The following is a 21,970-nucleotide window of genomic DNA, read 5'->3' as shown; positions in this document are numbered from 1 at the left end:
GCACGCCCCCCCGCCGCCGAGCCCCGCCACCGGCAGCCGGTCGGGGCGGGCCACGGCGGCGCCGATGGCGGTGGCGAGGCCGAGCCCGACCGCCTGGAACGCCTGCGTGAAGCAGAACCCGCGCTCGTCGGGCACGTCCAGGAACATCGCCGGGTAGCCCATGAAGTTGCCCGAGTCGGTCGCCACGATCCGCTCGGCGGGCAGCAGGTCGTCCAGGCCGATGGTGAGAGTCCTCGGGTCGACGCGGCCGCCGCCGCTCTCGTCGCGGTACGGGACCGCGCGCCAGCGGCCCTCCTCCCGGATGCGCCGGGCCAGCTCGGGCGAACGGTAGCCGGCCCGCTCGCCGCCGGCCGTGAGGGCGCGGGCGACCTCGGCCACGTCGCCCACCACGCCGTGGTCGGCGGGCACGTGCAGGCCGACGGCGGCCAGGTCGAGATCGACCTGCGCGACCTTGGCGCCGGGGCCGATCAGCGAGCCGTGGCGGGTGGTCCACATGTTGAGCGCGCACCCCCAGCCGACCACCAGGTCCGCGCCCCGGACCAGCTCGGCCGTGAGCGGCGTGGCGAAACCGCCGCTCACGTCGAGGTCCCACGGGCTGCCGCGGAACAGGCCCTTGGCCACGGCCGAGGTGGCCAGCAGGGCGCCGGTCCGCTCGGCCAGCTCCACCAGCTCGGCCCGCGCGTGCCGTGCTCCACGCCCGGCGACGAACACCGGCCGTTCCGCCCCGTCGAGCAACCGGCGCAACCCGTCGAGCTGCTCGGCGGAGGCGGCGGGCGCGGCGGGACGGCTCTCGCGAACAGCCGCCGCGGCCCGCTCCGGTCGCTCCCCGCCGAGTTCCGTCTCGGCGGCCTGCACGTCGAGGGGCAGGTTGAGTACGACCGTGCGGCGTTCGTCGCGGGCGACGCGGAACGCCTCCAGGGTGTGCCGGGCCGCCTCGGCGGGGTCGCTGACCCGCATCGGGACGGCGCCCACCGCGCGCACGGCGGCGTCCTGGTCGATGTGGAAGTTGGAGCGGGCGTCGGTGGCCTCGCCCGCCAGCACGACGAGCGGGGTGCGGCTCTTCGCGGCCTCGGCGAGGCCGGTGATCGCGTTGGTGAGGCCGGGCCCCTGGTGCACGGAGACGACCGCCACCTCGCCGGTCATCCGGGCGTAGGCGTCGGCCATGGTGGCCGCACCGCCCTCGTGACGGGCGGCGACGAAGCGCACGCCGTGGCTCACGAGGGCGTTGGTGAGGTGGAAGTTGCCGCTGCCGACGACCCCGAACGCGGCTCGTACGCCCGCCGCGGCGAGCAGCCCGCCCACGGCCTCGGCGACGATCACCCTTCGCCCCGCTCCACCAGCGCGAGCACCCGCACCGGGCTGCCCGAGCCGCCGAGGATGGGCAGCGGCGGCGCCACCACGACCGCGCCGGTGACCGGGAGCCGGTCGAGGTTGCGCAGCTGGGTGAGGCCGTACTTGCCGGCGCCGAGGAAGAAGGCGTGGCAGGGGAAGGCCGGGTCGAAGGAGTGGGCGGCGCCCGCGTCGGTGCCGACGGTCTCGACGCCCAGCCCGATGATCGGCGTCTGCTCGGCGAGCCACCTGGCGCATTCGGCGGAGACGCCGGGGGTGTGCGAGCCGGTCTCGTCGGCGTTGAGGAACGTGTCCTGGTCACCGGAGCGGGAGTCCCAGCCGGTGCGGTAGAGCAGCCAGCCGCCTTCGGGCAGCGGGCCGTTGGCGCGCTCCCACTCCTTGACGTGGTCGATCTGGAGGAGGAAGTCGGGGTCCTTGCCCGCCTCGGCGGTGAAGTCGAGCACCACGGCCGGCGCGATCAGGCTGGCCACCGGCACCTGGGAGACGTCCTGGCCGTCACGGCCGGTCGCCCAGTGGATGGGCGCGTCGAAGTGCGTGCCGGTGTGCTCGCCGGTGTGGATGTCGTTCCAGTACCACCCCGGGCCGCGGTCGTCGTAGCGGCTGATCTCCTCCAGCCGGAACCGGATGGTGTTGCCGAACGGCTCGGGCAACTGGAGGATCGGCGTCTCCTCCGACAGGGGCGCGGTGAGGTCGACGACCTCGATCGCGCCGTTGCGCACACTGTCTACGAAGCTCCGCAACACCGACATGGCTTCCTCCTCGCGTGGGGCTGAGCGCATCCTCCTACGCGGGTGTCACCTCCGCAAACAGGCACCGCTGCGGCGGTCCGTCAGGCTCTGGTCCATTCGGCGCAGCCGGCCGTCTGGAAGCTCTTGTCGGTGGCGGCGATGGTGACGGTGGCCGGGCCTGAGGGCATGCCGGCGTCGATGACGTCCCCGATGTCGCCGGTGGTGCTGTTCATGCGGGCCCAGTAGCACTGGCCTCCGCCGCCCGCGGGGCCGGTGGTGCGGTAGGTGCCGGGCTGGATGTCGACGCCGACGACGAGGGTGCGCATCGACGCGAGCGGATCGCCGGGGTTCGACGTGACGGGATCGCCCGGGGGGCCGGCGGACGGGTCCGAGGTGACGGGTGCCGACGCGGACGGGTCGGCGGCCGGAGGCGACGCGGCAGGATCGGACGCGGCGGGGTCGGACGCGGCGGGGTCGGACGCGGCGGGGTCGGACGGGACGGGGTCGGACGGGACGGGGTCGGTGGGCTGCGTGTCGGGGTCGAGCTGTCCCTCGACCGTCACGGTGACCCGGGGAGCGGGGGCCGCCGCCAGCTCTCCTGACCCGAGCCCGGTGAGGAAGCCGATCAGGAAGCCCAGCACCCCGGTCAGCCCGGCGACGAGCAGGATGATCGTCGGGCTGCTCGACGCGCGCGGGTAGTCAGGCGGGGGGCGGTACATCACCTGGACAGCGTCCCACCCGCGTCAGCGGTGGAGGTAGTCCACCAGTGAGGCCTTCTCCGTCTCCAGCTCCTCGATGGTGTTCTTGACCACGTCGCCGATGCTGACGATGCCGGCCAGGCGGCCGTCCTCGACCACCGGCATGTGCCGCACGCGGTGGGTGGTCATGGTCTTGCGCAGCTCGTCGACCCGGTCACCCGGGGCGACGGTGCGCACCTCGGCGGTCATGATCGACGAGACCGGCTCGCCGAGGATGCCCGCGCCGCGATCGTGCAGCCGGCGCACCACGTCGCGCTCGGAGACGATCCCGTCGATGGTGACGCCGTCGGCGGACACGACGACGGCGCCGATGTTGTGCTCGGCCAGCCGGGCCAGCAACTCACGGACGGTCGCGTCGGGCGCCACCGTCGTCACGTCGCTTCCCTTGCCGCGCAAGATCGTGCTGATCAGCATCCGTACCACCTCGGCTAGGAGTTACCCCGTCGTGGTTACAGGCAAGCAAGGGGGTGGGAGGCCGTCAAGGACTCCCGTAAGCTGACCGTACTTGCCATATGAAATACCACTGTTGGAGCCGCTGTGACCGAGCCTCTCAACACCGGGAGCCACGACCTGCCGATCTCCGAGGAGCTGGCCGCGTTCATGCGGACGGGCTGGGCGGACACGCGGCGGACCGGCGTGCGCGCGCTGCCCGTCGCCCCGTGGGCGGCCAAGCGGCGGGCGGCTCTGGCGAGCCGGTTCCCCGGGGAACGGCTGGTCGTGCCGTCGGGCACGCTCAAGGTGCGCAGCAACGACAGCGACTACCGATTCCGCCCGCACAGCGCCTTCTCGTACCTGACGGGCGCGGGCGAGCCCGGTGACGTGCTCGTGATCGAGCCGTCCGGTGAGGCGACCCTCTACACGCGGCCGCGCTCCCCCCGCGAGGAGGGCCAGGAGTTCTACCGGGACCGCCGTTACGGCGAGTTCTGGGTGGGCCGCAGGCCCGACCTGGCGGAGGCGGCGGAGCTCTACCAGATCGACTGCGCGCACCCGCGCGAGCTGGATCTGAAGGGACCCGCGCGGGTGCTGCGCGGCGTGGACCCGGCGGTGGACGAGGCGGTGGACGAGGCGGTGGACAAGGCCGTGGAGCCCGGCGGCGGCGACGCCGAGCTGGAGAGCTTCCTGGCGGAGGCGCGGCTGGTCAAGGACGAGTGGGAGATCGGCGAGCTGCAGGCCGCGGTGGACGCGACCGTGCGCGGCTTCGAGGACGTGGTGCGGGCGCTCCCGCAGGCGCTCGGCCACCCGCGCGGCGAACGCTACCTGGAGGGCGTGTTCGGGCTGCGCTCGCGGCTGGAGGGCAACGCGGTCGGCTACGAGAGCATCGTGGCCTCCGGCGCGCACGCGTGCGTGCTCCACTGGATCCGCAACGACGGACGTCTCGACCCGGGCGACATGCTGCTGCTGGACGCCGGCGTGGAGACCGACACCCTCTACACCGCCGACGTCACCCGCACGCTGCCGCTCTCGGGCCGGTTCGGGCCGGTACAGCGGCAGGTGTACGAGCTGGTCTACGAGGCGCAGTCGGCCGCGATCGCGGCGCTGCGGCCGGGCGTCCGGTTCCGCGACTTCCACCTGACGGCCATGCGCGTCATCTGCGAGGGCCTGCACGAATGGGGCCTGCTGAAGGACTCCCCCGACGCGCTCATGGAGACCGGGCTCTACCGCCGTTACACGCTCTGCAGCAGCGGCCACATGCTGGGCCTGGACGTGCACGACTGCGCCAGGGCGCGGGCGGAGACGTATCTGGACGGCGTGCTGGAGGAGGGCCAGGTGCTGACCGTGGAGCCCGGTCTCTACCTCCAGCCGGACGACCTCACCCTGCCGGAGGAGTTCCGCGGGCTGGGCGTCCGCATCGAGGACGACCTGGTCATCACGGCCGACGGGGCGCGGCTGATGTCGGCGGCGCTCCCCCGCCACCCCGACGAGGTGGAGAGCTGGATGTCGGTCCTGCTCGGCTGATACCTGAGGACGACGCGAAGACCGTACTCAGGGTCGATGGCGCCGCCGGCGGGCCCGTCCGACGATCGGGTCCCACCGACGATTGGACGCGTCATGCGAAGATCTGTCCTGATCCTCAGCCTCGTCATCGCCGCGGTCCTCCCCCTCGTGCCCGTCTTACCGGCCGGCGCCTCGGGCGGGATCGCGTGGACCCCGTGTCCCGAAGCGCCGGAGGTCGAGTGCGGCACGCTCGCCGTGCCCGTCGACTGGGACGACCCCGGCGGGCCGACGCTGGACCTGGCGCTGGCCCGCCGCAAGGCCACCGGTCCGGGTGCCCGCATCGGCTCGCTGGTGATCAACCCGGGTGGTCCCGGCGGCTCAGGGGTGGACGCCGTGATCACGAACCGGATCGCCTTCACCGCCAAGCTGACCAGCAGGTTCGACGTGGTCAGCTACGACCCGCGCGGGGTGCGCCGCAGCCACCCCGTCCGGTGCTCGCTGGAGCTGGCCCTGCGGGCGCCCGACCCGCTCACCGTCGGCAACCGGGCGGGCTTCGAGGCGCTCCTGGCCCACAACGAGCGCTACCGGCAGGACTGCCGGGCCCGCACCGGGCCGCTCTTCGACCACGTCGACACCGGCAGCGTCGTGCGGGACCTCGACGCGCTGCGCGCCGCGCTCGGCGACCGGAAGCTCACCGCCTACGGCCTCTCGTACGGGACGCTGATCACCCAGCTCTACGCCGAGCGCTACCCGCACCGGGTGCGGGCGCTGGCGCTGGACAGCACCATGGACCACAGCCTGCGCACCCGCGCCTTCCTCGACACCGAGTCGCGGGCGGCGCAGGACTCCTTCGACGAGTTCGTCTCCTGGTGCGGGCGGACGGAGTCCTGCGCGCTGCACGGCAGGGACGTGCGGGCCGTCTGGGCGGAGCTGCTGGAGCGCGCCGGGCGGGGCGAGCTGACCTTCCCCGGCGAGCCGGGCGTGCCGCTCTCCAGGACGACGCTGATCAGGCAGGCGTTCGGCGCGTTCTACGGGCCGGACTACTCCGGACTGGCCCGGTTCCTGGTGGCGCTGGAGACCGGCGGGCCCGCCGAGCGGCTCCTGGCGGCGGCCACCCCGCAGGAGGAGACGGTCAGCGACGCGTCGCGGGTCTTCTGTCTCGACTACCTGCTGCCGGTGCGCGACCACCGCGAGTACGCCGCCCACCTGCGCCGGTCGGCGGAGATCGCGCCGGACATGCTGGTCAGCCCGCTCGCGTACGGCATGCTGGCGGCCTGCGCCGGCACGCGGGCGCCGATCCCGAACCCGCAGCACCGGCTGCGCGTCGACGGCACGCCGCCGCTGCTGCTCGCCAACGCCCTGCACGACCCGGCCACCGCCTACGCGTGGGCCACCGCCGCCGCGCGGCAGATCGGGCGCGAGGCCCGGCTGCTCACCTACGAGGGCTGGGGGCACGGCGTGTACGGCATGGGCGACTGCGCGACGGCGGTCTTCGACCGCTACCTGGTCGATCTGGAGATCCCGGCCGAGGGCGCCCGCTGCCCGGCGGTGCCGCCGTCGGAGGGCACGGCCACCCTGCGCGACGCGCCGCCGGACACTCCGTTCCCCGGCACCCCGGGCTACCTCCTCAGCCGGTGGCGGGCCTGATGTTCTGGTTGAGTCGGAAGACGTTGTCGGGGTCGTACTCGGCCTTGATCGCGGCCAGCCGGGCGTACTTCTCCTCGCCGTAGGAAGCCCGCACGCGGTCCTCGTCCTGGTCGGTGAGGAAGTTCACGTACGCCCCGGTGCCCCGGGAGTACGGGAGCAGCGCCGACCAGGCGTCGCGGGCCCACGTCCTCTCCTGTTCCAGGGCGTCCGCCGTGCGTGTGAGCGCCATGACGGACAGCGTGTAGTGCGGCTCGCGGCTGCCGCCGAAGGCGGTGGCCGCGTCAGGGATCGCGCTGAAGGCGCCGTCGAGGCGGAACGCCGGTATGAACGACATCGGCGACCCCTTGAGCGCCGCCTGCTCGCAGAGCGTGGCGATCGCGTCCGTCCCGAGCGACGGCAGGTCGAGCGCCTTCTCGTAGGCGGGCGTCCCCCAGGGCACGGTGTCGTCCAGCAGCGACTGGAGCTGCGGGTACGACATCGGCGCGGCGAACGAGAACAGCGGCGGCAGCGCCCGCGTGATCGGCTCCAGCACCGAGGCGTGATGCCGGGGCGAGCCGAACCCGGCCACGATGAGCGCGTGCCCCTGCCGCAGGCGGTGCTCCTCGGGGACGAACGGGGCGGGCGGCGCGCTCATCCCGAAGGCGATCAGCACGCCGACGTGTTCCGGCAGGCTCCGCACGGCCTGGTCGATCGTCTCGATCGCCTCGGGGCCCCGCTCCGCCTCCCAGAACAGGACCCCCACCTGCACCTCGGGCCCGACGGGATGCAGCCGGAAGGCGAAGGAGGTGACGACGCCGAAGTTGCCGCCGCCGCCTCGCAGCGCCCAGAACAGGTCGGGGTGCTCGCGGGCGGAGGCGTGCACCTGCCGCCCGTCGGCGAGCACGACGTCGGCCGACTCCAGGTTGTCCACGGTCAGCCCGTGGTCGTGGCTCAGCCAGCCGAAGCCGCCGCCGAGCGTCAGCCCGCCGACGCCGGTGTGGCTGATCGTGCCGCCGGGCGTGGCCAGCCCGTACACGTGGGTGGCCGCGTCGAGATCGGCCCAGGTCGCGCCGCCCCCGCAGGACGCCCACCGGCTGGCGGCGTCGACCTCGATCTGCCGCAGCGCGCTGAGGTCGAGCATGACTCCGCCGTCGGTCACGGCCAGGCCGCCGAAGCCGTGGCCGCCGCCGCGCACGGAGATCTCCAGATCCTCCTGCCGGGCGTAGGCGACGGCCGCCTCAGCGTCGTCGGGCCCGCCGCACCGGACGATCACGCCGGGGTGGCGGTCGACGGCGCCGTTCCAGATCCTCCGCATGCTCTCGTAGCCGTCGTCCTTCGGGGAGACCACACGCCCGGCGCATCTCTCGCGCAGTCCTTCGAGCCCGCTTCTGATGAGCTGAACCATGTCGCACTCCCAGGGCGCGCTATAGGCGAACCTCAATTAATCGTAGGTTTCGCCGGATTTGTGGTTGGTTGGCGGATGGGCAAATCCGGGTCACGGTGTACGTTGCGGACATGGCGCTGGTGATGGGCGGTCGGCCTGACGAGGTGGACGCCCCGGTGACGTTGCTGACCTCCGCCGAACGGGAGCGGGCCGCGCGGTTCCGGCACGAGGCCGACCGCCACGCCTTCGTCGCCGCCCACCTGCTGGTCCGCCTCTGCGCGGCCGAGCTCCTCGGCGTCGCCCCGCACCGGCTCACGCTGGCCCAGCACTGCCACGTGCACGGCCCCGGCCACGGCAGGCCGTACCTGGAGGAGGCCCCGGCGGTGGGCGTCAGCCTGAGCCACACGCGCGGCTACGTGTGCGCGGCCGCCGGCCACGGCCGCGTCGGCGTCGACGCCGAGCGGGTGCCGCCCGGCCCGCTCGACCGCATGCTCGCCGGGATGGCGCTCACGCCCCGCGAGCGGGAGGAGGCCGGCGGCAACGAGGACCTGATCCGGGTGTGGGCGCGCAAGGAGGCGCTGATCAAGCGGGGCGAGCTGACCCTCGACGAGCTGTCCGCCCGCGACGGCGACTGGGCGGGCCGCCATCTGCTGGAGTGGCGGGCCGGACCGGACATCCTGGTGGCCGCCATCACCGACACCCCTGCCAGGAGAGCCGCCATCCCCGGTTAACCTTGATATGTGTCCCACAGGCGCCGCCGCTGTCGTGGCCGGCCGCCGGACGTGTCCTGGATAGGAGATCATGAGCGCGCCTCGCTGGCTTTCCCCCGCTGAGCAGCGTGCCTGGCGAACCCACCTGGCGCTGCACAAGCTCCTCATGCACCGCCTGGACCGGGAGCTGCAGGAACACGCGCTGTCGCTGAACGACTACGAGATCCTGGTCAACCTCTCGGAGAGCCCTGGCCGGCGGATGCGCATGAGCGACCTGGCCGACGCGACGATCCAGTCCCGCAGCCGCCTCTCCCACCAGATCTCCCGGATGGAGGCCAAGGGGCTGGTCGTCCGCGAGGACTGCCGCGACGACCGGCGCGGCACCTTCGCGGTGCTGACCGACGAGGGCTGGGACACCATCCAGCGGGTGGCGCCCGTCCACGTCTCCGGCGTCCGCGAACACTTCGTCGACCGGCTGACCGACGACCAGCTCGGCGAGCTGGAGGGGGCCTTCGCGCCGATCGTGGAGCATCTGAAGAAGCTGCGCTGACACCCAACCGATACCGGCGGCGCGCGCGGCGCGCGCCACCGCTCGCTACGATCCGCTTCATGCTGAGAAAGCTGCTCCTCATCCTCCTCGTCGCGGGTCTCACGGCCTGCTCTTCCGGCGGTGGCGAGGAGCTGCCCGCGGGGCCCGACCTGATGAAGAAGGCCGCGGCGGCCATGCGGTCGGTGAAGTCGGCGGCGTTCTCGATCGCCACGGACGGCAAGCCGAACGTCCCGGTCAAGAAGGCCGACGGCCGGCTGACGGCGCAGGGCGACGCCGACGGCACCATCACCCTGGAGGTGTTCGGCAGCCTCCAGGAGATCACCTTCGCGCTGATCGGCGACACCGTCCACTTCAAGGGCCCGACCGGCGGCTTCCAGAAGCTGACCCGGCGGGAGCTGGCCCAGCTGTACGATCCCTCGCTGATCCTCGACCCCGCCAAGGGCATCGCACAGCTGCTCGAATCCGCCTCCGACCCGCTGGTCCAGGCCGAGGAGGGCGGCGCCTACCGGGTGGCGACCGGGTTCTCCGAGCAGACGCTCGGCACGCTCGTGCCGGGGGTCACCCAGCCCGTCAACGGCACGGTCTGGGTCGACAAGGCCACCAGCAGGCTCACCAAGGTCGAGCTGCCGCTGCAGGGCGGCAGCGTGAGCGTGACGCTGGCCGACTACGACGCGCCGGTGACGATCACGCCGCCCCCGTCGGCCGGATGAGGCGCGCGCGCCGGGTCGCGCTCGGCGTCGGCGGCGCGGTGGTGCTGCTGGCCGCGCTCGACGCGTACGTCGTGGTGACCGTCCTCATCGACATCGCCACCGACCTCGGCATCCCGCTGAACCGGCTGGAGCGGGCCACGCCCGTGGTGACGGGCTTTCTGCTCGGCTACGTGGCCGCGATGCCGCTGCTCGGGCAGCTGTCCGACCGCTACGGCAGACGGCCGCTGATCCACGCCTGCCTGGCGGCGTTCGCGGCCGGCTCGGTGCTGACGGCGCTGGCGTCGTCCGAGATCATGGTGGTGTCGGGCCGGACCGTCCAGGGGATCGCCGGAGGGGCGCTGCTGCCCATCACCATGGCGCTCATCGGCGACCTGTGGGGCGAGCGCGAGCGGCCGGTGGCGCTGGGAGCGGTCGGCGCGGCCCAGGAGCTCGGCAGCGCGCTCGGGCCCGTGTACGGCGGGGTGCTGGCGCTGATCCCGAGCTTCGCGGTGCTCGGGGTGGAGCTGGGCGACTGGCACGCCATCTTCTGGATCAACCTCCCCCTGGCGCTCGCCGCCGCCCTCGCCGTCCAGTGGGGCATCCCCGCCGGGAGCGGCGCGGGCGTGCCGCCGGAGGTTCCCGTGAAGGTGCGGGTGGACTGGGTCGGGGGCGGGTTACTCGCGCTGGCGCTGGGGCTGCTGGTGGTGGGGTTGTACAACCCGGACCCGGCCGCGGCCGTGCTGCCCGCCTGGGGCCCGCCGTTGATCGGGGCGGGCGCGCTGGTGGGTGCGGCGTTCGTCTGGTGGGAGATCCGCTCGCCCGTACGGTTGCTCGATCTCACGGGCGTGCCCAAGGGCCCGCTGCTGTCCACGCTGGGCGTGAGCTTCCTGACCGGGGCGGCGCTGCTGGTGACGATGGTGTTCGTGCAGTTCACCGCCCAGACGCTGCTCGGCCTGGAGGCGCTGGAGGCGGCGCTGGTGCTGGGCCGGTTCCTGATCGCGCTGCCGGTGGGGGCGCTGCTGGGCGGGCTGCTGACGCGGCGGTCCGGCGGCCGCGTGGTCACCGCGGCGGGCCTGCTGGTGGCCGCCGCCGGCTACGGGCTGATGAGCCGATGGCCGCTGGAGCTGGCGGACGCCCGGCTGATGATGGACGCCACGCTGGTGGTGGCGGGCCTGGGCGTGGGCCTGGTGATCGCGCCGGTGTCGGCGGCGGCGCTGCGGGTGACCCGGCCGGCGCAGCACGGCGTGGCGTCGGCGGCGGTCGTGGTGGCCAGGATGATGGGCATGCTGATCGGCATCGCCGCCGTCTCGGCCTGGGGTTTCTACCGCTTCCAGTCGCTGACCGCGCACCTCGACACGCCGGTGCCGTTCGGCGTCGAACCGGCCGAGTACGCCCGGCGGCTCGCCGAGTACACGGCCCAGGTGCGGGGCGCGCTGCACGTCGAGTACACCGAGATGTTCCTTGTGACGGCGTTCATCTGCCTGCTCGGCGCGGCGCTGGCATGGTTCATGCCGCGTCGCTCGACAACACGCTCAACGCTCGTATAACGCCCGCTCCTGGAGCATCGACCGGGACTACGCTGTTCCTCCTTACATCAAGTAGCAGGGGGCGAGCGTGTATGAGATCGGTGTTCTGCGTCCGCGCGAACTGGGGACGTCGGAGATCGACGCCTGGCGGGAGATGCAACGGGAGCAGTCGCATCTGGACAACCCGTTCCTGAGCCCTGATTTCGCCCTGGTGATGGGCGAGGTCAGCGACCGGGTCCGGGTCGCGGTGATCCGCGACGGTGACGGCATCGCCGGATTCCTCCCGTACGAGGAACGTTCCGGCGTCGGGGCTGCCGTCGGCGCGTGGGTGTCGCTGTGCCAGGGGGTGGTGCACCGGCCGGGCGCCGTGTTGGAGGCGGCCAAGCTGCTGCGGGCGTGCCGGCTGCACGTGTGGGAGTTCGGCTGCCTGGTGCGGGACCAGCCGTGGTTCGCCCCGTACGTCACCCTGACCCAGGACGCGGTCGTGCTCGATCTGACCGAGGGCTACCAGTCCTATCTGAAAGGGCTGCGCGAACGGTCGCCGAAGTTCCTCAAGACCACCCAGTACAAGGAGCGCAAGCTCGGCCGCGACGCGGGCGAGGTGACGTCCACGTTCGCGGTGAGCCCCGGCGAGGTCGAGCAGTTCCGGCTGCTGCGCACGTGGAAGTCGGGGCAGTACGCGCGCAGCGGCCGCGCCGACCGGTTCGCCCGGCCGTGGGTGGTGGAGCTGGTGGAGCGGCTGCACGCCATCGACTCCAAGGACTTCGGCGGCGTGCTGTCGATGCTGTACGCGGACGGCACGCCGGTCGCCGGCCACTTCGGGCTGCGCAGCCGCTCGACGCTGGTCGGCTGGTTCCCCGCGTACGATCCGGAGTTCGCCAAGTACTCCCCCGGGCTGATCCAGCATCTGCGGATGGCCGAGGCGGCGGCGGAGGCCGGGCTGGACGCGATCGACCTGAGCGTGGGCGCCGGCTACGAGTACAAGGACGCGCTCGCCAGCAGGACCGTTCCTGTGGCCGAGGGTGTGGTGCGGCGGCGGACGGCGCGGGCGGGCGTCCACTGGGCGCGCACCGAACCGGTGCGGCTGGCCCGCCGGGCCGTCCTCGGCACGCCCGCGCTGTACCGGCTGGCCGACCGGGTGCTGAAGAGCTACGGCAAGCGCCGGGTGACCTCGTGAGGTCCCCCGGCCGGCTCCGGCGAGCGCGGGGTCGCGTCGTGGAGGCCGGCCGGACCCGCGACCCGCGACGGACGGCGTCATGAGGGCGACCGAGCTGGAGGCCCGGATGGGCGAGCGGCTCGGGCAGGGCTGCCTGCACGTGCCGTCGGCCCGGTTCGGGCTGCTGCTGGCGCTGCGCCACTGGTTCCGGCCCGGCGACCGGGTGCTGATCGCGCCGACGAACTGCGAGACCGTGCTCTTCGTCGCCCTGGCCGCGGGGCTGACGCCGGTGATGGCGCCGGTCTCGGCCCGTGACGGCAACATCGACGTCGACCGGGTCGACTGGTCGGGGCTGGCGGGCGTGCTCACCACGCATCTGTACGGGGTGCCGGACCGGGTGGCCCGGCTGCGCGCCGCGTGCGACCGGCACGGGCTGGTGCTGGTGGACGACGCCGCGCACGCCTTCCAGACGGAGGCCGACGGCCGGCCGGCCGGGCTGTGGGGCGAGGCCGGGGTGTTCAGCCTGGCCAAGCACGGGCGGGCGATGTCGGGCGGTTTCCTGACGGCCGCCGATCCGGCCGCGCTGCGGGAGCTGGCCGCGGCCCGCGAGGAGCTGCTGCTGCCCGGCCCGGCGCGGGCCCAGGTGCCGGCCGTGCTGCGGCCGCTGCTGCGGGAGGCGGTCTACCGGACCGGGCTGGTGCGGCCGGTGTGGCACGCGCTCAAGCGGCTCGGCCTCATGACGTGGACCGGCCATCGCTACCCGACCACCGCCGGCGAGGTGGCCAAGGCGGCGGGCGACCTGGACGCGATGGACCCGTGGCTCCGCATCGACCTGGACGACTGGCGGATGCGCCCCGGCCGCGCCCTGCTGCGCCTGCACCGTTCCCGGATCCGCGCCATCGGGCGCGAGCGGGAGCGCAGGCTGGCCGGGGTCGCGGCGCTGCGCGCCACCCCGTGGGCCGCGCCGGGAGTGACGGACGCGCCGGTGCGGCCGCTGCTGCGGGTCCCGCTGCTCGTGGCCGACCGCGACCGGGTCGTGGCCGCGCTGGAGTCGCACGGCGTGGTGCCGGGCTTCGTGTACGACCCGCCCCTTGACGACTACCTGACCACGATCCTGCCCGCCGACCCGCTCGATGCCCACCCCTCGATTCCCCCCGCCGACCCGCTCGACGGCGACCGCCCGATCCCCACCGCCGACCGGCTCGATGCCGACCGGCTGTTCCCCACCGGTCCCACGCCCGGTGTCGCGCGCTGGTGGACGGGGCACGTGCTGCCCGCCGACCCGCTCGACGCCGCTCGCCTGATCCCGTTGCTGGAGCGGCTGGGTGTCCGGCCGCCGCTGGAAGGACCGCCTCCTGATGACGAGTGACACAGGGGCGGTCCCGCGCCGGGCCGGGCTGGTCGCCCGGCTCCGCACCGACCTGCGCGACCCGCTCTTCCTCCAGGGCTACGCCCTCATGGTCAACACCGCGGTCACGGCGCTGCTCGGGCTGGGCTACTGGTTCCTGGCCGTGCGGCTGTACGACCCGGCCGCGTTCGGCCAGGGTCAGCTCATGATCACGGCGATGCGGCTGTTCTCCTCGCTCGTCGGGCTGGCGTTCGTGGGGGTGATGGCCCGGTTCATCCCGGTGTCGGGGCGCGGCACGGGCGGGCTGGTGCTGCGCGGCTACGGGGTGGCCGGCATCACGGCGGTGCTGGCGGCGCTCGGGTTCCTGCTGACGCTGCCGCTGTGGGGGCCCGCCTACGGGGAGCTGGCCGGGTTCGTGCCCTCGGTGGTGTTCCTGGCGTCGGTGCTGGTGTGGACGATCTTCACCTTGCAGGACGTGGTGCTCGCCGGGCTCCGGCAGGCCGTCTGGGTGCCGGTCAACAGCACGGTGTTCGGGCTGGCCAAGATGGTGCTGCTGGTCGTGCTGGCCGGGGCCCTGCCGGTGGGCGGGCTGTACGGCGGGATCTTCGTCTCGTGGATGGTGCCCACGGCGCTCGCCCTCATCCCGGTCACCTTGCTGATCTTCAAGGTGGCGGTGCCCCGGCACGTGGCCCGCACCGGCGCGAACGCCACCCCGCCGCGGCTGCGGGAGATCGGCCGGTTCGTGGCCGGCGACTTCTCCGGCACCCTGTCCACGCTGCTCGTGCTCTACCTGGTGCCGGTCATGGTGGGCGCCTGGCTCAACGACGCCGAGCTGTTCGGCTACTTCTCGATCGCCCACACGCTCGGCTGCATGATGGGGCTGCTGGCGGCCAACATGGCGGTCTCGCTGACCGTCGAGGGCTCGCTCGACGCCGGGCGGCTGGCGCGGAGCACCCGCGACGCGCTGCGCCGCACCTTCCTGATCGTCGGGCCGGTGGTGGCCGTCGTGGTGGCCGGGGCGCCGCTGATCCTGCGGGTGTTCGGGCCCGAGCTGGCCGAGGCCGGCACACCGCTGCTGCGGCTGATGGCCGTCGGCGTGCTGCCGATGGCGCTGGTGGAGATCCGGCTCGGCACGCTGCGGGCCCGCAGCGAGGCCAGGAAGCTGGCCACCGTGCAGATCGGCATGACGCTGCTGGTGTTCGCCACCGTGATCGCGCTGTTCCCGGTGGCGGGCGTCACCGGCGTCGGCTACGCCCTGCTGATCAGCCAGACGGTGACCGGGCTGTGCGTGCTGCCAGGCCTGCGCAAGGTGCTGGCGCTCCCCCGTACCGGCTGACCCGCCGTCCGGTGAGCCCGGACGGCGGGCCGGGCCGCTACGGCGTGAGGCGGTGCAGGTCGCGCGGGAACGCGGTGACCTGGCGGATGTTCGCCGCGCCCGTCAGGCGCGCCGTCCACCGCTCCAGCCCGATGGCGAACCCGCCGTGCGGGGGCATCCCGTACGCGAACGTCCGCAGATATCCCTCGTACGGCTCCGCGCTCTCACCACGGGCGGCCAGCGCGTCCAGGTAGTCCTGATGGCGGTGCAGCCGCTGCCCGCCGGTCACCAGTTCCAGCCCGCGGAAGAGCAGGTCGAAGCCGTTGGAGTACCCAGGTCTGCCGGGGTCGGGATGGGTGTAGAAGGGCCGTTTGGCCATCGGGTAGCCGGTGACGAACAGGAACTCCGAGCCGTGCTCCTTCAGCGCCCACTCCGACAGCCACCGCTCCTGGGCGGGTGAGAGGTCGGGCTCGTCCTCGCCCGTCATCCGCTGCGCCTCGGTGAAGTGGATCGCCGGGATCTCCTCGGGCACCCCCGGCAGCTCGGCGCCGAGCAGGGCCACGGCCGGGGCGGCGCGCTCGCGTACCGACTCCAGCATGCCCGCCACGGCCTCGCGCAGCACCGCCATCACGTCCCGGTGGTCGCGGACGAAGCCCAGCTCGGCGTCGAGGCTGGTGTACTGGGCCAGGTGGCGTACAGTGTCGTGCGGCTCGGCCCGGAAGACCGGCCCCACCTCGTACACCCGCTCGAACACGCCTGCCATCGCCTGCTTGTAGAACTGCGGCGACTGGGCGAGGTAAGCGGGGCGGCCGAAGTAGTCGATGCCGAAGACGTTCGCGCCGGACTCGGTGGCCGACGCGACGATCTTCGGGGTGTGCACCTCGGTGAACCCGAGCCGGTCCAGCGCGGCGCGGAACCCCGCCACGCTCGCGGCCGAGATCTCCAGCGGCGCCCGCAGCGCCGGATGGCGCAGGGCGGCGGGCGCGTGGTCGAGCACCGTCGGCAGTGTCGCCGCCACCACGGGCCTGAACAGGTCGAACGGCGGAGGCTCGACCGGCCGTGACAGCAGCTCGATCTCCGGCTCGGTCAGCTCGGCGCCGCCCGGCGCCTGCGGGTTGACGGTCACCCTGCCGGTGACCTGGACGACGCTCTCCTCGGCGGGCAGGTCGCCCGCGGTGACCGCCTGGGCCAGCCCTGAGCGGTCCCTGACGACGAGGAAGGACACGGATTTCAGCAGCCGGCGGCGATGGACCCAGCCGGCGATCGTCACTCGTTGCCCGGCGTGCTCGGCGAGCTCGGCGGACAGGACACGAGAGATCATGACAGCTCCTGATGAGGAAGGTGTATGACCCCTTGGGAGTGCGGGGGAGAAGGGAGCTCCCGGTGCCACCGCACTTTCGCCGCCCGGGGAACGGGCGGCCTCTCGGACCCTGTGACGGGGGTCAGGCCGGCGGGGCATTTCCTCCCCGCACTCAGGGGTGTCTTCACCGGGGGCGCGGGGCCGCCCTCACAGCACCGGCGGCTCTCTCGGCCCGCGTGGACCCCGGCTACTCGTCTCCGTCGACGCGTTGCCGACGATGGTATCAGCGATCCCTTTTCTGGCGCTTCTCCCTGATCTTCATCGTGACCTCGATCGGCGAGCCGGCGAAGCCGAACTCCTCGCGCAGCCGCCGCTCGATGAAGCGCCGGTAGGTGTCTTCCAGCCAGCCGGAGGTGAACAGGACGAACTTGGGCGGCTCGATCGACGCCTGGGTGGCGAACAGGATCTTCGGCTGCTTGCCGCCGCGCACCGGGGGCGGCGTCTGCTGCACCAGCTCGGTCAGGAACGCGTTCAGCCGGGACGTCGGCACCCGGGTCGCCCAGGACTCCAGCGCCCGCTCCAGGGCCGGCACCAGCCGGTCGACGTGGCGGCCGGTCTTGGCGGAGATGTTGACCCGCAGCGCCCACGGGGTGCGGACGAGCTGCCGGTCGATCTCCTTCTCCAGGTAGTAGCGGCGGTCCTCGTCGACGAGGTCCCACTTGTTGAACGCGACCACCATGGCCCGGCCGGACTCGATCACCAGGCCGATGATGCGCAGGTCCTGCTCGGTGAGGGGCTCGCTGGCGTCGATGAGCACGACCGCCACCTCCGAGCGCTCCAGCGCGGAGCGGGTGCGCATGGCGGCGTAGAAGTCGGCGCCCTGCAGCTCGCGGTCGCGCCGCCGGATGCCGGCCGTGTCGACGAACCGCCAGGTGCGGCCGCCCAGCTCGATCAGCTCGTCGACGGGGTCGCGGGTGGTGCCGGCCATCGGGTCGACCAGCACCCGCTCCTCCCCCGCCAGCTTGTTGAGCAGGGAGGACTTGCCGACGTTGGGCTTGCCGAGCAGCGCCACCCGGTAGGGGCCGCGCTCGTCGGCGAAGCGCTCGCGGGGGGTCTCGGGCAGCGCGTCGAGCACCACGTCGAGCAGGTCACCGCTGGCGCGGCCGTGCAGCGCGGAGACGGGGTAGGGCTCGCCGAGGCCGAGCGACCACAGCGCGGCGGCCTCCAGCTCGACCTGCTGGTTGTCGACCTTGTTGGCGGCCAGGATCACCGGCTTGCCCGACTGGCGCAGCACGGAGCCGACGATCTCGTCGGCGTCGGTGGCGCCCACCGTCGCGTCGACCACGAACACGATCACGTCGGCCAGCTCGGTCGCGACCTGCGCCTGCTCGGCGATGCGCAGGCCCATGCCGGTGGCGTCAGGGTCCCACCCGCCGGTGTCGACCACGGTGAAGCGGCGGCCGCGCCAGTTGGCCTCGTAGGTCACCCGGTCGCGGGTCACCCCCGGCACGTCCTCCACGACCGCCTCCCGGCGGCCGATGATGCGGTTGACCAGCGTGGACTTGCCGACGTTCGGCCGCCCGACGATGGCCACGACCGGCAGCGGCGTGCTATCGCCGACGTCGCCGGAAACCTCGAGATCGTCGAGCTCAGCCTCGACCCAATCCCCCGTAGACATGGTGTCTCATCCTTATGAGTCCCGCACCGCTCAGGTGCGCTCCTTGACCAGTCTCAACACCTCCGCGATCACCTCGTCGAGGTTGAGCGCGGTGGTGTCGAGCTCGACGGCGCCATCCGCCATCGAGAGTGGATCCGTCTTGCGTGTCGAGTCGAGGGTGTCGCGCCTGGCCAGGGCCGCCTGCTGCGCCTCCGCCGTGGTGCCGGCCAGCTCCGCCGACCGGCGCTGGGCGCGGGCCTCGGGGCTGGCCGTCAGATAGATCTTGACGGGGGCGTCGGGGGCGACGACGGTGCCGATGTCGCGGCCCTCGACCACGATGTCGCCGGCGCCGATGATCTCCCGCTGGAGGGCGACGAGCCTGGCCCGCACCTCGGGCACCGCCGCCACGGCGGAGACCGCCGAGGTGACCTCGTCCTCCCGGATCGGCCCCGCCACGTCGACGGCGCCGACGTGGATGGCGGGGCTGTCGGGGTCGGTGCCGGAGACGATCTCGGGCTCGCCGCAGCGGGCCGCGATCGTGGCGGAGTCGGCGAGGTCGACGCCCTGCCGGAGGATCCACCAGGTCATCGCCCGGTATTGCGCTCCGGTGTCCAGGTAGCGCAGACCCAGCGCGCGGGCCACCCCGCGCGACGCGCTCGACTTGCCCGACCCCGAAGGGCCGTCCATGGCGACGACCAGACCGGCCACGGCTCTCCCTCTTCACGTGTGCTGACCCAACCTCACGAGGTTACCGTCTCGCGCCACCGCGACGAGCCGGTCAGTCGGCGACCCAGCTCCCGTGGAAGCCGAGCGGCACCCTGACCGGCAGGTGGACGGTGGCCACCGGGTCGCCGGTGAAATCCTGCGCCGGCAGGATCACCAGGTCGGCCGCGCCTCTGTCCGGGTTGTTGACGAAGGTGAGCACGTACCCGTCGTCCTCCGCGTCGCCCGACGGCACGAACACCGGCTCGCCCACGTACGCGCCGCGCCCGAACTGGCGGGCCTGCTGCGTGCCCGCCGCCAGGTCGTGCTTGATCAGCGTGTTGTCGAACGCCTCGTCGGGCAGGTCCTCCAGCTCGGTGTCGTCGGGATAGACCACGTCGATCAGGTCGCGGGCGGCCGCGGTGTAGCCGTAGCGGTAGGGCCTGCCGGTCAGCCGCTCGTCCATGCGCGGGAACTCCTGCGCCCTGTCGTCCAGCCGCGTCTCGGTGAAGGTGCCGGCGACCGGGTCGACACGCCAGCGGTCGAGCGTCGGCGTGCCGCCCAGGTCGAGCCGGGCGTCGACGAACCGCTGCGGGTAACGCACCAGGTCGACCACCACCTGGTCGCCGTCGTCGTAGGCGTTGAGCGTGTGGAAGACCCAGCACGGCGGCACCTCCACCCAGCTCACCTCGCCGGTCGCCCGTGACAGCAGGCCGACCCTGGAGGCGTGGCCGGGGTTCCACGCGTACGGCAGCGAGGCGCCCTGCTCGGCGTGGGCCATGCTGAAGGTGACCGGCAGGTCGTAGATGACCACATACTTCTCGGTGAGCGCGAAGTCGTGCAGCATGGGCGCGTCGGCGATCGGGATGTCCCTGGTCCGCACGACCGTGCCCTTGTCGTCGAGCACGATGTGCTGGTGGTGGTCCCAGCCGAAGAAGTACGCCATGGCGTGCAGCTCGCCGGTGGCGGGGTCGAGGTGGGTGTGCGCGGCGAACCCGCCGGGCAGGCCGCCGTCGAAGTCGCACGGGCCGATGGTGTCGAGCTCGTAGCTCATCTCGTACGGGAGCGCCCCGGCCTCGACGGTGGCCAGGGTGCGCCCGGCGATGCCGAGCACGTGGGTGTTGGGGGCGAAGTCCATGCCCTCGTGGGTGAGCGTGGAGCGCGGCTCCTCGCCGAGCCGCCGGGCCACGGCGGCGTTGCGCACCCACCGGTTGCGGTACCACTCGGCGCGACCGTCGCGCAGCCGCACGCCGTGGATCATGCCTTCGCCGAGGAACAGGTGGGAGGCGGACGGGTCGTCCAGGCTCAGCGGGTTGGGGCCGTTGCGCAGGTAGCGGCCGTTCAGCTCGGCCGGGATCCGGCCGGTCACCTCCAGGTCGTAGGCGGTGATCTCCTCGGTGACGGGGGCGAAGCCGTCGCGGTACGGGTGGGACGTCATGGGGTGGTCCTCTCGTCTGGAACGAGGAAGGGATGCAGCACCGAGGTCCACAGCAGCCGGTAGCGGTGCCCGGCCTCGGCCCGGTCGAAGAAGCCGGAGAGCTCCAGGCTCACCGCGCCGTGCATGGCCATCCAGAGCACGTCGGCGATCTCCGCGGCGCCGCCGCCGCGCAGCCGCCCCTCGTCGAGGCAGCGCCGCACGCCGCCCACGAGCAGGCGGAACGTCCGCCGGGCGGCATCCCTGGCCGCCTCGTCGGGGATGTAGCCGGACAGGGCGCCCTGAAACATCAGCCGGTAGTACTCCGGCTCCTCCAGCGCGTACTCCCGGTAGGCGGCGACGCCGGCCCGCAGCCGCTCCAGCGGGTCGTCGTCGTGGGGCACCTCCAGCAGCCGCCGCTCGAACCGGGCGAAACCCTCCAGCCAGAGCGCCCGGCAGAGCCCGTCCTTGCCGCCGAACAGCGTGTAGATGACCTTGGTGGAGCAGCCGGCCTCGCCGGCGATGCGCCGCACGGTCAGCGCCGCGGGCCCCTCGCCGATCAGCAGGCTCTTGGCGGCGTCGAGGATCACTGCCCGCACGACGCCCTGCCCCTCCTGCTGGGCCTGCTGGTACGCGGTCACGCTCATGTTCGGTAACGCCGTTTCTTCTCGGTAACGCTGTTACCGTCTTTCTATCCCGGCTTCCCCGGCCCGTCAAGGCATGAGCGGCCTCCCTCAGGAGAGAAGCCGTGCGTGAGAGCTGACAGCAAGGTGACGGTGGTGGTGGTGACCCGCGACCGCCTGCGCACGCTACAGCGCTCGCTCCCCCGCCACCGGGGCCCGGTGATCCTGGTGGACAACGGTTCCACCGACGGCACCGCCGGGTTCGTCCGCCGCCACCACCCGCACGTCCAGGTCGTGGAGAACGGCCGCAACCTCGGCGCGCCCGCCCGCAACTTGGGCGTGCGGCTGGCGCGGACTCCGTACGTGGCCTTCGCCGACGACGACTCGTGGTGGGCGCCGGGCGCCCTGGAGCGGGCGGCCTGGCTCTTCGACGCCCACCCGCGCCTGGCCGTGCTCGGCGCGCGCGTGCTGGTGGGGCCCGAGGAGCGGCTCGACCCGGTCAGCGAGGAGATGCGCCGCTCGCCGCTGGGGGTCGCCGCCGACCTGCCCGGCCCGAGCGTGCTCGGCTTCCTGGCGTGCGGCGCAGTGGTGCGCGGGGACGCCTTCCTGGAGGCCGGCGGCTTCGACGACGTGGTGTTCTTCTTCGGCGAGGAGGAGCGGCTGGCGCTGGACCTGGCCGCGCGCGGCTGGGGTCTCGCCTACGCCGACGACGTGGTGGCGCACCACCACCCGTCGCCGCCCCGCGATCCGGCGGCCCGGCAGGCCCTGGCGGTGCGCAACGCGCTGCTGACGGCCGTGCTGCGCCGTCCGTGGCCGGTGGTGGCCCGGCGGTCGCTGGACGCCCTGCGCCAAGGCAGGGCGGGCCGGCGCGGCCTGCTCGACGCCCTCCCCCGGCTGCGCCGCGCCCTGGCCCGGCGCGAGGCGTTGCCGCCGGAGGTCGAACGGGCACGAAAAGCGCTTGATCGTTACAATCTGTGACTTTTGGGTAGCAATCGGTTATGACTACAGCACCGAACCCGATCCAGCTGCAGAAGCACCTCAAGGGTGTCGACTACCCGGCCTCCAAGGCCGACCTGCTGGAGGCCGCCCGCAAACACGGCGCCGACCAGGACACGATGCGCGCCCTGGAAGCCATGCCCGACCGCGAGTACGACGGCCCCAACGCCGTCAGCCAAGCGATCACCCGGCGCTGAACCACC

The 21,970-nt window shown here is 73.1% G+C and carries 21 protein-coding genes; 11 read left to right on the top strand and 10 right to left on the bottom strand.

Annotated features, from left to right (window positions below; all coding sequences use genetic code 11):
* The 4 genes from KME79_RS47300 to KME79_RS39610 all read right to left on the bottom strand — a co-directional run.
* A partial coding sequence (locus KME79_RS47300; protein ID WP_219550964.1) for a thiamine pyrophosphate-binding protein occupies window positions 1-1,320 on the bottom strand: 1,320 nt, incomplete at its 3' end.
* Window positions 1,317-2,099 (bottom strand): cyclase family protein, encoded by a 783-nt coding sequence (locus tag KME79_RS39620; RefSeq protein ID WP_219550962.1) that lies wholly within the window; start codon window positions 2,097-2,099, stop codon window positions 1,317-1,319. The genes KME79_RS39620 and KME79_RS47300, both read right to left, overlap by 4 nt.
* 80 nt (window positions 2,100-2,179) lie before the next feature.
* Window positions 2,180-2,797, bottom strand: coding sequence for an Rv1352/Rv1906c domain-containing protein (locus KME79_RS39615; RefSeq protein WP_504739491.1), 618 nt, complete (start codon window positions 2,795-2,797; stop codon window positions 2,180-2,182).
* Between the two features lie 24 nt (window positions 2,798-2,821).
* Window positions 2,822-3,250, bottom strand: a complete 429-nt coding sequence (locus KME79_RS39610; protein WP_219550958.1) for a CBS domain-containing protein — start codon at window positions 3,248-3,250, stop codon at window positions 2,822-2,824.
* A 123-nt stretch (window positions 3,251-3,373) separates the two neighbouring features.
* On the opposite strand from KME79_RS39610, the gene KME79_RS39605 reads away from it, so the two are divergent.
* The gene (locus KME79_RS39605) at window positions 3,374-4,792 is read left to right on the top strand and encodes an aminopeptidase P family protein (protein WP_219550956.1); all 1,419 of its coding nucleotides are present in this window, start codon (window positions 3,374-3,376) and stop codon (window positions 4,790-4,792) included.
* 93 nt (window positions 4,793-4,885) lie between these two features.
* On the top strand, window positions 4,886-6,418 hold the full coding sequence (locus tag KME79_RS39600; RefSeq protein WP_219550954.1) for an alpha/beta fold hydrolase: 1,533 nt from the start codon (window positions 4,886-4,888) through the stop codon (window positions 6,416-6,418).
* Here KME79_RS39600 and KME79_RS39595 read toward each other — a convergent pair.
* Window positions 6,399-7,802: an FAD-binding oxidoreductase gene (locus tag KME79_RS39595; protein WP_219550952.1), complete on the bottom strand. Its 1,404-nt coding sequence runs from the start codon at window positions 7,800-7,802 to the stop codon at window positions 6,399-6,401. The two genes, KME79_RS39600 and KME79_RS39595, sit on opposite strands and share 20 nt — an antisense overlap.
* 110 nt (window positions 7,803-7,912) lie before the next feature.
* On the opposite strand from KME79_RS39595, the gene KME79_RS39590 reads away from it, so the two are divergent.
* The 7 genes from KME79_RS39590 (at window position 7,913) to KME79_RS39560 (ending at window position 15,096) form a co-directional block, all read left to right on the top strand.
* A complete protein-coding gene (locus KME79_RS39590) occupies window positions 7,913-8,512 on the top strand; it encodes a 4'-phosphopantetheinyl transferase family protein (protein WP_246641189.1) in 600 nt (199 codons plus the stop codon).
* A gap of 70 nt (window positions 8,513-8,582) precedes the next feature.
* Window positions 8,583-9,041 carry a MarR family winged helix-turn-helix transcriptional regulator gene (locus tag KME79_RS39585; protein WP_148032570.1) on the top strand — a complete coding sequence of 153 codons (459 nt, stop codon included), beginning with the start codon at window positions 8,583-8,585 and terminating at the stop codon, window positions 9,039-9,041.
* A gap of 59 nt (window positions 9,042-9,100) precedes the next feature.
* Complete coding sequence (locus KME79_RS39580; protein WP_219550950.1) at window positions 9,101-9,751, top strand: LppX_LprAFG lipoprotein; 651 nt, start codon at window positions 9,101-9,103, stop codon at window positions 9,749-9,751.
* A complete protein-coding gene (locus KME79_RS39575; RefSeq protein ID WP_219550948.1) occupies window positions 9,748-11,277 on the top strand; it encodes an MFS transporter in 1,530 nt (509 codons plus the stop codon). Before KME79_RS39580 ends, KME79_RS39575 begins: the two co-directional genes overlap by 4 nt.
* 67 nt (window positions 11,278-11,344) lie before the next feature.
* Window positions 11,345-12,433, top strand: a complete 1,089-nt coding sequence (locus KME79_RS39570) for a GNAT family N-acetyltransferase (protein ID WP_308249220.1) — start codon at window positions 11,345-11,347, stop codon at window positions 12,431-12,433.
* 79 nt (window positions 12,434-12,512) lie between these two features.
* A complete protein-coding gene (locus KME79_RS39565) occupies window positions 12,513-13,781 on the top strand; it encodes a DegT/DnrJ/EryC1/StrS family aminotransferase (protein WP_219550946.1) in 1,269 nt (422 codons plus the stop codon).
* Window positions 13,771-15,096: a lipopolysaccharide biosynthesis protein gene (locus tag KME79_RS39560; protein WP_219550944.1), complete on the top strand. Its 1,326-nt coding sequence runs from the start codon at window positions 13,771-13,773 to the stop codon at window positions 15,094-15,096. The genes KME79_RS39565 and KME79_RS39560 overlap by 11 nt, the downstream gene beginning before the upstream one ends.
* Before the next feature lie 37 nt (window positions 15,097-15,133).
* On the opposite strand, the gene aspS is transcribed toward KME79_RS39560, so the two are convergent.
* From aspS to KME79_RS39535, 5 genes are all read right to left on the bottom strand, one after another.
* Window positions 15,134-16,396 (bottom strand): aspartate--tRNA(Asn) ligase, encoded by a 1,263-nt coding sequence (aspS, locus tag KME79_RS39555; RefSeq protein ID WP_219550942.1) that lies wholly within the window; start codon window positions 16,394-16,396, stop codon window positions 15,134-15,136.
* 262 nt (window positions 16,397-16,658) lie between these two features.
* Entirely contained in the window at window positions 16,659-18,053 is a 1,395-nt protein-coding gene (gene der / locus KME79_RS39550; protein ID WP_148032576.1) for a ribosome biogenesis GTPase Der, read from the bottom strand.
* 30 nt (window positions 18,054-18,083) lie between these two features.
* Window positions 18,084-18,740, bottom strand: coding sequence for a (d)CMP kinase (cmk, locus tag KME79_RS39545; RefSeq protein WP_261808653.1), 657 nt, complete (start codon window positions 18,738-18,740; stop codon window positions 18,084-18,086).
* A 70-nt stretch (window positions 18,741-18,810) separates the two neighbouring features.
* Window positions 18,811-20,172 carry a carotenoid oxygenase family protein gene (locus tag KME79_RS39540; RefSeq protein WP_148032577.1) on the bottom strand — a complete coding sequence of 454 codons (1,362 nt, stop codon included), beginning with the start codon at window positions 20,170-20,172 and terminating at the stop codon, window positions 18,811-18,813.
* Window positions 20,169-20,795, bottom strand: coding sequence for a TetR/AcrR family transcriptional regulator (locus tag KME79_RS39535; protein ID WP_148032578.1), 627 nt, complete (start codon window positions 20,793-20,795; stop codon window positions 20,169-20,171). Before KME79_RS39535 ends, KME79_RS39540 begins: the two co-directional genes overlap by 4 nt.
* Window positions 20,796-20,900: 105 nt before the next feature.
* On the opposite strand from KME79_RS39535, the gene KME79_RS39530 reads away from it, so the two are divergent.
* Both KME79_RS39530 and KME79_RS39525 read left to right on the top strand, forming a co-directional pair.
* The gene (locus tag KME79_RS39530; protein ID WP_308249219.1) at window positions 20,901-21,749 is read left to right on the top strand and encodes a glycosyltransferase family 2 protein; all 849 of its coding nucleotides are present in this window, start codon (window positions 20,901-20,903) and stop codon (window positions 21,747-21,749) included.
* Window positions 21,750-21,769: 20 nt separating this feature from the next.
* Entirely contained in the window at window positions 21,770-21,964 is a 195-nt protein-coding gene (locus KME79_RS39525; RefSeq protein ID WP_148032579.1) for a DUF2795 domain-containing protein, read from the top strand.
* The last annotated feature ends 6 nt before the right edge of the window (window positions 21,965-21,970 follow it).

Origin of the sequence: Nonomuraea harbinensis (assembly GCF_019396385.1) — a bacterium.
In the GTDB taxonomy this organism is placed as follows: domain Bacteria; phylum Actinomycetota; class Actinomycetes; order Streptosporangiales; family Streptosporangiaceae; genus Nonomuraea; species Nonomuraea ferruginea.
This window is presented reverse-complemented; position numbering and strand designations above follow the sequence as displayed.